The sequence below is a fragment of the Pedobacter sp. ASV28 genome, from assembly GCF_016428855.1.
GTDB lineage: Bacteria > Bacteroidota > Bacteroidia > Sphingobacteriales > Sphingobacteriaceae > Pedobacter.
Window position 1 is genome coordinate 1 of record NZ_JAELTN010000103.1, and the last position, 10,632, is coordinate 10,632.

The window sequence follows — 10,632 nt, forward strand, 5'->3', positions numbered from 1 at the left end:
CGCTACGTTCAACAGCAAGACCGTAGCCAACGGCAAGCCTGTTTCGGTTTCGGGCATCAGCCTTTCGGGAACCGATGCGACCAACTATACATTTAACACCACTGCCAGTACCACTGCCGACATTACGTCATTTGCCCTGATGGTTTCCGCTACTGGAAGCAACAAGGTGTACGATGCGACCAGCAATGCTACGGTGGCCCTTAGCAGCAATGCCCTTTCTGGCGATAACATTACCCTAGCCTATACCTCCGCTACGTTCAACAGCAAGACCGTAGCTAACGGCAAGCCTGTTTCGGTTTCGGGCATCAGTCTGTCGGGAACAGATGCGGGCAATTACACTTTTAACACCACTGCCAGTACCACTGCCGACATTACGCCATTTGCCCTGATAGTTTCGGCCACGGGGAACAACAGGACATACAACGGCAGCATGGACGCCACCGTGACCCTGTCACACAACGGTTTTGCGGGCGATGCGATCTCCCTGAACTATACTACAGCCAGTTTTGACAACAAGAATGTGGGCAGCGGCAAGACGGTTTCCATTTCGGGCATCGGCCTATCGGGAGCGGATGCTGGTAACTATACCCTTGGCACCACGGCTACCACCACTGCGGCCATCACACCCGCCACCCTCAACATCGTGGCGCAGGCCAAGACAAAGACTTACGGCGATGTCGATCCCGCCCTCACCTATGTCCCAACGGGACTGATAGGCACGGACGCTATTGGCGGCAGCCCTGGCAGGACCGCCGGAGAGAACGTGAACAGTTATCCCATCACGCAGGGGACCCTATCGGCGGGAACAAACTACACCCTTGTGTTCACCGGGGCCATCCTGACCATCAACATGGCAAGGCTGACTGTAACGGCAGTTAATGCCTCAAGGTGCCTTGGACAGGCTAATCCTAGCTTTGCCCTCAGCTATAGCGGCTTCAGGTTCAGTGATAACGAGAACAGCCTTGCAGGCAGGCCACAGGTGGCCACCAGTGCCACCGCATCAAGCGCTGCGGGCAGTTACCCCATTACCGTATCGGGCGGCAGCAGTGCCAATTACACCCTGGTGTATGCCGGCGGTACCCTAAGGGTGGATGCACTGCCAAATATAACCATCACCCCCAGCGGGCAGGGGGCCATTGGCAGGGGACTTACCCTGCAGCTCAGTGCCACGGGTGGAAACAGCTACAGCTGGGCCAGTGCACAGGGCATCATCTCTGGACAGAACAGTGCGGTGCTTACCATAAGGCCGACCACCAGCACCACCTACACGGTAACGGTGGCCAATGCCAACGGCTGTAGCAGCACGGCAAGCTATGCCATAACTGTTGTCGATGACCTTTCCATCCTGAGGGCAACCAACATCCTGAGCCCCAACGGCGATGGAGTGAACGACGTCTGGAAGGTGGCCAACATTGACATGTACCCACAAGCGGTGGTGCGCATCTTCGACAGGGCGGGAAGGATCGTTTACACCAGAAAGGGATACGACAACAGCTGGGACGGTACCTATAACGGACAGCCGCTTGCGGAAAGCACCTACTACTATATCATCGACCTAGAAGCGGGAAAGGTGCTGAGGGGCTATATCACTTTGGTGAGGGACAGGTAGGAGGAGGGAAGCTGAAAGTGAAAGTTTAAATGTTGTAAAGTTAAAATGTTGAAATGTTTTAGTGCCAATGATAATGAGCTACTGACCATTAGCCACTAATAACTAACCACTAAAGAAAATGAAAAGAAACCTATATACGCATATCCTAGCCCTGGCGATGGTGCTCATTGCGCTACGGGCCGGTGCACAGCTGGGGCCAATGTCGGCACAGTATTTCCAGAACCCCTATCTGGCCAATCCTGCCATGGCTGGTGTCAACCAGGGACTGGAGGTATCACTGGGCTACAGGAGCCAGTGGACCAAAATTCCCGGTGCGCCCGAGCAGCAGGCGCTAACCCTTGGCTACGGCAAAAACCGTACGGGCTGGGGCATCAACCTCTACCTGGACAGGGCGGGGCTGCAGCGCCAGTTGAGGGCACTGGCCAGCTATGCCTACCATCTGCCGATTTCTACCGGGCAGGCACTGCACTTCGGGCTGTCGGTGGGCATTTCGCAGCAGCGTTTGTCACTGGAGGATGTCCAAGGGCGTCCCGATGACCTTTCGGCACAGCGCTACAATGACCGTGAGGCCTATCTTGACGGAGACTTTGGCATCGCCTATACCTACAACGGCTTCAGACTGGAGGCCGCACTACCCAACCTGGACAGGCTGCTCAGGTCCAACCGCGGCAACGGACTGGTGGATGTGGCCACCTTTTATGCCGCGGCGGGCTATAGGCTCGACCTCACAACCGACCAAAATATGCAATTGGAGCCCAAGGTGGCCTACAGAGGGGTGAAGGGCTTCGACAGCGTGGTCGATGCCGGTGCCGCCTTTTGGTTCGAGGACGGGCAGCTGATGCTCAGCGTGCTGTACCACAGCAGCAAAAGTGCCACTTTTGGTCTTGGCATGGATCTGAAAGGGAAATACCGTGTGATGGCCACCTACACCACCCAGACCTCGGCACTGGGCAGTTATGCCAACGGCAGCTTTGAACTGGGACTGGGCATAAGGTTGGGGAAATAGGTTTCACAGTGACAGTAAATGCAGGGAGGATGGTAGCAGACATCCCGCTGCTGGCATTCACCGCACGTCCTTCCCGCGCAGGGGGAATCCTAAAGCATTACGATCTCGAAATAAATTTGCTTCGCGGCTACTGCGCTTGGTCGGGATAACGATATGATGGAAGGTACAGCAAGCTAAGACTCTCTCTCCGCTGTGTGGTTTCTCTCCCTTGGGGGGAGAGAGGAGGGATTGGGAAAGGTAGTTGCAAACCTTAATGAAAGCTACTATTGCATTACGATGCCCTATCGAGTTGTGCAAGGCGATAGCATGAATGGTGAGCTAGAAACGAATTGCTATTTACTAGCCTCTGCTGCGGAAGGGGTACTTCCATGCCAGCTATGCTGTACTTTAAGTACTTTTTCAATGACATCCCTAACAGCAGCTTCGCCACCTTTTTTGGGAGAAATATAATGACTGATGGCTTTAATTTCTTCAACAGCATCTGAGGGACAAGTCGCAATACCTACAAGTTTCATCACTTCCAAATCAGGAATGTCGTCGCCCATGTAAAGTACTTGGTCAAGGTTAATGCCTTTTTGTTGAAGGTAATTGTTGAAAATCTCTACTTTATCGCTAACCCCTAAAAAAACATCAGCAACGCCCAAACTTTCAAAACGCTTGTGCATGGCTATGCCTTTACCTCCGGAAATAATACAGATGTGATAACCTTTTTTGGCTGCCAATTGTAGTGCATAACCATCCTTAATGTTAAAAGAACGGAGCAGCTCGCCACTTTCTGTAGCAATCACCGTTCCGTTGGTCAATACACCATCTACGTCAAAAACGAAAGTGGTTATATTTTTTAGGTTTTGTAGCATTTTTAAAAGGCTATAGGTTACGAGCTATAAGTCTAAACCCATAACTGGTTACTCGTAACATTACTGGTTATCTCTCCATTCATAAACCCAGGCCGATTGGATCTGCTCTAAATGGCCTTCGTTGCACTCTTCCCTAGTTCCCTTAAAGTTGGGAAGTTCCAATACCCATTCAACAAGTTCAGTAAATCTGATTCTGTATATTTTAGCTTCATCAAATTCATCGCCAAACTTTTCATAAAGTTCTAATGCAATATCTTCATAATCTTTCCAATGTATAGGAAGGGCAAATTTATCGTTGTTCATGTTGTTATTGTAATGCTTGTGTCGGTTAATTGTAAATTGCCAACTCAATTGTAAATCTAAAATCGTAATTCGTAAATTTTAATGTCCTAAAAATCCTGATTGATCGGGAATGGTAATCTCTAAATCTCCATCTAAAACTACACATTGACAGGCTAAACGAGAGGTAATCTTCGGCCTAACTGCACGATCAATAAAGTCTTCTTCTTTTTCGGAAATCTCCTGGATATTGTCCATGCCCTTGTTTACGTAAATATGGCAGGTACTGCATCCGCAAACACCACCACAATTATGTTGCAGCTCAATGCCGTTGTCTAATACTACATCCAAAACATCTTCGCCAGTGGCGATTGGAAGTTCAATGGGGCTTTTTCCTTCTTCTTCGAAATTTATTTTTAATTTGAAAATACTCATAATTCAATTACAAAAGTAAGTAGCTTAAACCAAAATAACAGCATTATCTGTTTTTTTTAATGCTCTCACTTAATATTCTATATATTTCTAATAGCTGTGGCATTTCCTGCAACAACGCTTCATGTTTAGCCAAGGTCTGTTGATCATTCCTTATGGCAGGGCCTGTCTGTACATTTAAAGGTAGGGCCGTTTGTACTTTATGTGCAGTTTCTTCAATTAAAGGCCTTATGATGTCAAAATCTATTTCATAATGGGCTAGTATTTGTTGTGCGAGCACATAAAGGTGATTGGTGAAATTACAGGCAAAAACTGCCGATAGATGTAGGATTTTCCGTTTTTCACTGTCAATCTCGTAAATGTTCTTGCTTAATAAGCTTGCTAATGCGCTAAGTTCTTTTAGGACATTAGCATTCTTCGCTTCTAAACAAAGAGGTACTTTTGAGAAATCTAGTTCTTTCTGCTTGGAAAAAGTTTGTAAAGGATAAAATACACCATAGTCTGAAGTGTGCCCCTCAAACACCCCAAGGTCTACTGCTCCTGAGGTATGGGCTAATAGTCCCTTATAATCTTTTAATTGGTACACAATAGCTGGTATGGCATCATCCTTAACGGCAATGATGCAGATATCACTTCCAGAATTTAGGTCATTTAGTTCTTTAACAGCTTTAGCATTGACCAATTTGGCCAGTATTTGTGCATTCTCATAATGAAAGGACCAGATTTGTGCAATTTCCACTCCTGCCAAGTTGAGGGCCTTGGCAATATGTGTGGCCACATTTCCCGAACCTATGATTGATATTTTCATTATGCTGTTTTCAGTTCTTTTTTTCTCCTAAAAATAGAAATTAAGAAACCTACAACCATAACAACCGTACCTATCCAATATAAATTGATATAAGGGAATTCAATGGACTTGAAAACCAACCAATCTTTTGCTTGTTGAGGTTTTTCGAATATTTGAATTTCAAATTTATCTTGGTCTGGTATGATCTTGGTAAAACGGATTCTTAGTCCCAATTCATCAATTTTGCGGGCAAAATCGAAAGTGTTATGGCCTTTGATAAGGAACAATGGTTCTACATGATAAACTTTCCCGCTAACATTGATTTCTAGAGGTAAGCTTACAGCCAGATCTTCCTTTTCAATTTTTAAGTCTCTTACTACAGGCTGTTTGTTTAGCGATTTTACGGTAAGTACACCACTGCTGGTGTGTACAGTATCCCCAATTTTTAAGGTTACAATACGTGGCGCTTTATAGTTCTCTTCTTCGCTGTGCCCTTCATGATCGGCATGTTCCTCTTTCTTTTGGGCAGCGCTGGTAATGTGTGTGTAAATATCTTTCGTAAGGTAATGTTTGGTATCTGGGGAAGCAATTAAACCCATTTTCCCATTCTCCTGTATGCTTGGGTTTAAAGTGAAATCTTCTTTTACTTTACCGGTAGCTTCATCTATAATCCTAAAATTAAGCTTATAGAAGGTATTGGGCTGTATGGTGGTATCGCTGATATAGGTAACGGTATATTTGCCCATCTTTTTAGGCTCATTCTTATAGAGCATAATGTTTTCACCAGGTTTGGCCGCCTTTTCAAAATCTTTAACGGGGATAAAATTGGTTTCATTAATAGAGATAGGGTTACTGGTGGCAGCAGCAACCAATGCACCTATCAACAAAATAGCAAATCCAATATGGGCGACGGCCGAACCTGCCATTTTATTATTTTTACCTACAAATACATTGGTTAACAAACGGGCATTGGACAAAATGGCAAAAATGCAGCTGAAAGTTAATATAATATACATCAGGTTGGTGTAAATGCCTGTTAGCCATGCAAATCCGCCGGTAATGATCAAAGCAAATACAACAGAAGAAATTAGGCTGCTGTAGAATTTTCGGGGGTCTGTCCTTTTATATCTGAGAAATTGTGAAAAACCTGAAATTAAGGTAATCAATACGGCAAAAGGTGCCTGCCATTGGTTGTAAAATTTTACGGCATCTTTAATTGGGGCATAATTTGTCCCAAATGCCGCATTAAATACAGGCACTGAAGTTGCAAATATAATGTGGATACAAGATACAGTGACCACTAAGGCGCCTATGAACATCCAGAATTCCCTAGAATAAGTTTCCTCGTCTTTATGTGTAATTGGCAGCTCTTTCCACCTTAACACAATAAAGAATATTGAAACGGCCAAGAAGGCGAAAATATAGATTACTAATTGCCAGAACATACCCAAATCTGTAAAAGAGTGTACAGAGGTTTCTCCAAGAATTCCACTTCTGGTTAAAAAAGAGGCATATAATACAAGGATAAAACTGATCAAGACAAGTGCTATTGCAGTGAAATAGGCATGGCCAGTATTCTTATAGGCAATGATCACATGTAGGCCACCGATCAAAGTTAGCCATGGAATAATGGATGCATTTTCAACAGGATCCCAAGCCCAGAAACCGCCAAAGTTTAAGGCCTCATATGCCCAGAAAGAGCCCATGATAATGCCTGTACCCAAGATCATTACGGCAAAAGAGACCCATGGTAGCACGGGTTTTACCCATTCTTTATATCTTTTTTGCCAAAGCGCCGCAATGGCATAGGCAAATGGAACGATCATGCTGGCAAACCCAAGAAATAGGGTAGGAGGGTGTATCACCATCCAATAGTTTTGCAGCAAAGGATTTAAACCTTTGCCATCGGTAATAAAGGTCAGGTAGTTTTTGTAGTTCTCCAGATCGGAGAAAATAGGTACCATTTCCTTCAAATTAATGGCATCTCTCAATAAAATAAATGGAGAAGAACCAATTCTGGCACCCAAAATCTCAACGCCTAAAAGCATAGAAGTTAAAAAGGCTTGAGAGAATGCAACAACGGTCATTACGCCATTTTCCCACGATTTGGCTTTCCAAATTAAGATGACACCTAATAGGGATTGCCAAAAGGCCCATAGCCAGAAACTACCTTCTTGTCCTTCCCAAAAAGCAGAAACAATATAGTATACCGGCAGCTCTTTAGAAGAGTGAGACCATACATAATAATATTCGTTATAGTGGTTTAGGATAAGATAAAAAAGGGTGGTGCCAATACCTATAATACTTAAGGTATTAATCCAAAAACCAACTCTTCCCAGTCTGGTCCAAGATTTGTCTTCGAGGTTTTTGTTTTTTGTGGCAAAAAAATAAGCGATGGTAGAAAGTAAAGATGCCCCAAAGGAAAGCACAATGAAAAATTGGCCAATTTTGCCAGGAAGGAGGTTTTCTCCAATAAACTGTATATCCATTAAGATTTCTTATATTGTTTTACCTGGCCGTCTTTTTCAACTTCTACCAAGTTATCGTTATATTTAGAAGGGCACTTCATTAAGATCTTAGAGGCATAAAATGTATTGTTCTCCATTTTGCCTATTAAAACCAATTTCTCTGAACGTTCAAAATCTTGAGGTTTGGAACCATTAAGTACCACTTTGTTTACCTTTCCTTTTTCATCTTTCATGTAAAAAGCAAAATGGTTGGGATCTTTTATGGCATCATAATACATACCTTTACTTTTTTCCCAATGTCCCATTACATGCTCTTCCTTTTTTGAAGAAGAAGCTTGTTCGAAATTTGAATAAGAGTCGGTATCTGCATTCAAGCTTACCAAAAAGCCAATACAAATGGCAATAGTAATTAAACCGATAATAGCACTTTTTCTCATTTGGTGTTGATTTAAAATACAGCAAACAAAGATAGAAAAACTATGCTAGCTAAGGTATTACGCCCCGCCAGTATTCTATATCGTGACAATTAATTGATAAATAAAAAAGCCCCGTACGGTTAAATACGGGGCTTTCTTTGTTATTTAGAACAGTTCTTATGGCCAAACACCTAAATTCATGTAAGAAACCGCAATTTTGTCGATAGAATTAACAAATGCAGCAGTTCTTAAAGTTTTAACTTCTGGTTTGTTTATCCATGTTTCCCTAATCTCGCGATAAGAATGGATCATGGTGTCTTCCAGACCTGAATTTACCAATTCAAGCTCTGAAGCTCCCTTTACGATCATAAGTCTATGTTCGGCAGGAATGGTTTTTCCTGTCAAGCTTTCCAAGGTGTTGATCAGGTTGGCATTGGAATTTTCTGCATAACGGTTTTCCATACGTCCAAAAGCAACGTGTGATAGATTTTTTAACCATTCAAAATAGGAAACGGTAACACCACCAGCATTGCAATACATATCTGGAATGATCATGCCGCCCATTTCGGTGAAAATCTCTTCAGCTTCTGGCGTACAAGGACCATTGGCACCTTCTGCAATGATTTTGGCTTTGATATTTCGGATGTTGGCTTCTGTAATTTGATTTTCTAATGCAGCAGGAACTAAAATGTCGCATGCTTGCTCCAGGCCTTCCAATGAATTTTTAAATTCGGTTGCACCAGGGAAGCCAAGAATAGAACCTGTATTCTTACGGTGTGCAAAAATTTCATCTATGTTAAGCCCGTTGGCATTGTAGATGGCGCCTTCGTATTCGCATACACCTACTATAGTTCCTCCAAATTCAGCAAGGAATTTGGCAGAATGGTAACCTACATTACCTAAGCCCTGCACGATAATTTTCTTGTCTGCTAACCCAGCCTTTAGGCCTAGCTTGTTCATGTCGTCAGCATGGCTAACACACTCACGGATGGCATAGGCAACACCACGTCCTGTTGCTTCCTTACGTCCGCGTATACCATGTAAGGCAATAGGTTTACCGGTAACACAGCCCAACGCATCTAAAGAGCCAGGGTTCATGGTCATATAGGTATCGGCAATCCAGCTCATTTCACGTTCGCCTGAACCATAATCAGGAGCTGGCACATCAATACCAGGCCCAATAAAATTCTTTTTGATCAATTCGGTCGTGTAACGACGGGTGATGGTCTCTAGTTCTGCTACGGTATAATTCTTGGGATTAATGCAGATACCGCCTTTTGCACCACCGAAAGGCACGTTTACAATGGCACATTTGTAGGTCATTAAGGCCGCCAATGCCATTACCTCATCTTCGTTCACCATATCACTGTAACGAATACCCCCTTTGGTAGGGCTCATGTGATGGGAATGCTCTACTCGCCAAGCGTCAATTACTTCAAATCCGTTTCCTCTACGGATGGGGAACTGAAAACGGTATACACTGTTACATGCTTTAATCTGTGCCAATAAACCTTCAGGATGTGAGGTAAATCTGGCAGCGCTGTCAAAGTTTTTACATACATCGCTGAAAAAACTTGTTTCGTTTGCTGTACTAGCCATTTTTATAAATTTTGGTTTTATGCTTTTACGGGTGCAAAATTGCAGTAAAATAAACCACTATTCCAAGAATATTTTGCTTAGTGTATGCTCAACACTATAGCTCAGGCGCTTAAAAAAATGTACCTGTTGTGTTTAAAATTAGTTTTTGCCGCCAGATTTTTTTTCTAACATTTTTAATCTTTTGTCCAGGGTGAAAAGATAGAATAATAGACCGGCCAAAATAATGACAATACAAATAACCACAATGTAAATTTTTCCATTTTGACGAAGCGCATCGGCCATTTCAATATCATTGTTCTGGGCAAACAAATTTAGTGCAGCAAATAGCAGGATGAATATAGAGGCAATCTTTTTCATGAAGATTTAAAGTTGTTTATTTTCTAATGTTTTTATTCTTAAACGGATGGTGTAAACCCAGTAGCCAATAATTATCCAGCCTAGGCAGGCAGGATAAAATACCGCTCTCATTTTACTATCGAGGTCGTAGCTGTTAAAACCAGGATTACCACCATTGCCAGGATGGAGCGAGTCTTGCAGTCGGGGAAGAACAAAAAGTAGTACCACCATCATAGGGAAAGCAAAAATATTGTATATGGCCGCTATTTTTGCCCTTTTTTGCTCTTCGTCTATGGCATTGCGTAAAATGAAGTAAGCAAAGTAAAGCAGGATAGAAATAGCTGCAAAATTTTGTTTAGGATCAAAACTCCAAAATTGGCCCCAGGTAAATTTTGCCCATACCGCACCGGTAATCAGTCCTAGTAGTCCAAAAATGATGCCTGCATTGGCACTTTCAACGGCTTTAAGGTCATCAACTTCACTTTGGCTGCTTAGCGACTTAATGCTGTAGAATACAGAGATGGTGAACAGTACGATCATGGCAAACCACATGGGGACATGAAAATATAAATTTCTGATACTCTCATTTAGGATGGCCAATCTGGGAACGTTCAATAACAGACCCGCAATAGCCGTATAAATCACCAAGACAGATGCCAATATTTTCCACCAGTTTTTACGCATATATAATTTAATTATTTCAGAGTTATGGGAGGGTTAGTGTTTACGCCTGAGATGTTGAATAGCAGGTCCAAAAATCACATTGGTGCATTATTGGGGATTGAGTTTACGGAAATAGGAGAAGATGATGTATGTGCCATCATGCCAGTTGATGAACGAACC

12 protein-coding genes and 2 pseudogenes are annotated in these 10,632 nt (G+C 43.3%); 4 read left to right on the forward strand and 10 right to left on the reverse strand.

Annotated features, from left to right (window positions below; translation table 11 throughout):
* Positions 1 to 58: pseudogene (locus JHD79_RS23245) on the forward strand (hypothetical protein); the annotation flags it as partial.
* Between the two features lie 26 nt (positions 59 to 84).
* Here JHD79_RS23245 and JHD79_RS22880 read toward each other — a convergent pair.
* Entirely contained in the window at positions 85 to 231 is a 147-nt protein-coding gene (locus tag JHD79_RS22880; RefSeq protein WP_233164831.1) for a hypothetical protein, read from the reverse strand.
* Here JHD79_RS22880 and JHD79_RS23250 point away from each other — a divergent pair.
* From JHD79_RS23250 to JHD79_RS21825, 3 genes and pseudogenes are all read left to right on the forward strand, one after another.
* Positions 194 to 832: pseudogene (locus tag JHD79_RS23250) on the forward strand (YDG domain-containing protein); the annotation flags it as partial. The gene JHD79_RS22880 and the pseudogene JHD79_RS23250 overlap by 38 nt on opposite strands.
* A gap of 18 nt (positions 833 to 850) precedes the next feature.
* Positions 851 to 1,609, forward strand: a complete 759-nt coding sequence (locus tag JHD79_RS22885; RefSeq protein WP_233164832.1) for a gliding motility-associated C-terminal domain-containing protein — start codon at positions 851 to 853, stop codon at positions 1,607 to 1,609.
* A 118-nt stretch (positions 1,610 to 1,727) separates the two neighbouring features.
* Positions 1,728 to 2,615: a type IX secretion system membrane protein PorP/SprF gene (locus tag JHD79_RS21825; protein ID WP_233164833.1), complete on the forward strand. Its 888-nt coding sequence runs from the start codon at positions 1,728 to 1,730 to the stop codon at positions 2,613 to 2,615.
* Positions 2,616 to 2,947: 332 nt separating this feature from the next.
* Here the strand turns inward: JHD79_RS21825 and JHD79_RS21830 are convergent, their stop codons facing one another.
* The 9 genes from JHD79_RS21830 to ccsA all read right to left on the reverse strand — a co-directional run bounded on the left by JHD79_RS21830 (position 2,948) and on the right by ccsA (position 10,473).
* Positions 2,948 to 3,472 (reverse strand): HAD family hydrolase, encoded by a 525-nt coding sequence (locus JHD79_RS21830; RefSeq protein WP_199121481.1) that lies wholly within the window; start codon positions 3,470 to 3,472, stop codon positions 2,948 to 2,950.
* Between the two features lie 60 nt (positions 3,473 to 3,532).
* Positions 3,533 to 3,775: a Fe-S cluster assembly protein IscX gene (gene iscX, locus JHD79_RS21835; RefSeq protein ID WP_199121482.1), complete on the reverse strand. Its 243-nt coding sequence runs from the start codon at positions 3,773 to 3,775 to the stop codon at positions 3,533 to 3,535.
* A 78-nt stretch (positions 3,776 to 3,853) separates the two neighbouring features.
* Positions 3,854 to 4,186 (reverse strand): 2Fe-2S iron-sulfur cluster-binding protein, encoded by a 333-nt coding sequence (locus JHD79_RS21840; protein WP_199121483.1) that lies wholly within the window; start codon positions 4,184 to 4,186, stop codon positions 3,854 to 3,856.
* A gap of 43 nt (positions 4,187 to 4,229) precedes the next feature.
* The gene (locus tag JHD79_RS21845) at positions 4,230 to 4,991 is read right to left on the reverse strand and encodes a Rossmann-like and DUF2520 domain-containing protein (protein WP_199121484.1); all 762 of its coding nucleotides are present in this window, start codon (positions 4,989 to 4,991) and stop codon (positions 4,230 to 4,232) included.
* Positions 4,991 to 7,459, reverse strand: a complete 2,469-nt coding sequence (locus JHD79_RS21850; protein ID WP_199121485.1) for a heme lyase CcmF/NrfE family subunit — start codon at positions 7,457 to 7,459, stop codon at positions 4,991 to 4,993. The genes JHD79_RS21845 and JHD79_RS21850 overlap by 1 nt, the downstream gene beginning before the upstream one ends.
* Positions 7,459 to 7,875, reverse strand: a complete 417-nt coding sequence (locus JHD79_RS21855; RefSeq protein ID WP_199121486.1) for a cytochrome c maturation protein CcmE — start codon at positions 7,873 to 7,875, stop codon at positions 7,459 to 7,461. Before JHD79_RS21855 ends, JHD79_RS21850 begins: the two co-directional genes overlap by 1 nt.
* A gap of 156 nt (positions 7,876 to 8,031) precedes the next feature.
* Complete coding sequence (locus tag JHD79_RS21860) at positions 8,032 to 9,453, reverse strand: Glu/Leu/Phe/Val dehydrogenase (protein ID WP_199121487.1); 1,422 nt, start codon at positions 9,451 to 9,453, stop codon at positions 8,032 to 8,034.
* A gap of 138 nt (positions 9,454 to 9,591) precedes the next feature.
* Entirely contained in the window at positions 9,592 to 9,810 is a 219-nt protein-coding gene (locus JHD79_RS21865) for a CcmD family protein (RefSeq protein ID WP_199121488.1), read from the reverse strand.
* Between the two features lie 6 nt (positions 9,811 to 9,816).
* On the reverse strand, positions 9,817 to 10,473 hold the full coding sequence (gene ccsA / locus JHD79_RS21870) for a cytochrome c biogenesis protein CcsA (protein WP_199121489.1): 657 nt from the start codon (positions 10,471 to 10,473) through the stop codon (positions 9,817 to 9,819).
* Positions 10,474 to 10,632 lie beyond the last annotated feature (159 nt).

What these genes read in the sequence shown, in the direction of transcription:
- JHD79_RS21840 (WP_199121483.1), bottom strand. Translation starts at nt 4,186, where the DNA reads ATGAGTATTTTCAAATTAAAAATAAATTTCGAAGAAGAAGGAAAAAGC.
- JHD79_RS22885 (WP_233164832.1), top strand. Translation starts at nt 851, where the DNA reads ATGGCAAGGCTGACTGTAACGGCAGTTAATGCCTCAAGGTGCCTTGGA.
- JHD79_RS22880 (WP_233164831.1), bottom strand. Translation starts at nt 231, where the DNA reads ATGTTATCGCCAGAAAGGGCATTGCTGCTAAGGGCCACCGTAGCATTG.
- JHD79_RS21850 (WP_199121485.1), bottom strand. Translation starts at nt 7,459, where the DNA reads ATGGATATACAGTTTATTGGAGAAAACCTCCTTCCTGGCAAAATTGGC.
- JHD79_RS21855 (WP_199121486.1), bottom strand. Translation starts at nt 7,875, where the DNA reads ATGAGAAAAAGTGCTATTATCGGTTTAATTACTATTGCCATTTGTATT.
- iscX (WP_199121482.1), bottom strand. Translation starts at nt 3,775, where the DNA reads ATGAACAACGATAAATTTGCCCTTCCTATACATTGGAAAGATTATGAA.
- JHD79_RS21845 (WP_199121484.1), bottom strand. Translation starts at nt 4,991, where the DNA reads ATGAAAATATCAATCATAGGTTCGGGAAATGTGGCCACACATATTGCC.
- JHD79_RS21830 (WP_199121481.1), bottom strand. Translation starts at nt 3,472, where the DNA reads ATGCTACAAAACCTAAAAAATATAACCACTTTCGTTTTTGACGTAGAT.
- JHD79_RS21825 (WP_233164833.1), top strand. Translation starts at nt 1,728, where the DNA reads ATGAAAAGAAACCTATATACGCATATCCTAGCCCTGGCGATGGTGCTC.
- JHD79_RS21860 (WP_199121487.1), bottom strand. Translation starts at nt 9,453, where the DNA reads ATGGCTAGTACAGCAAACGAAACAAGTTTTTTCAGCGATGTATGTAAA.
- ccsA (WP_199121489.1), bottom strand. Translation starts at nt 10,473, where the DNA reads ATGCGTAAAAACTGGTGGAAAATATTGGCATCTGTCTTGGTGATTTAT.
- JHD79_RS21865 (WP_199121488.1), bottom strand. Translation starts at nt 9,810, where the DNA reads ATGAAAAAGATTGCCTCTATATTCATCCTGCTATTTGCTGCACTAAAT.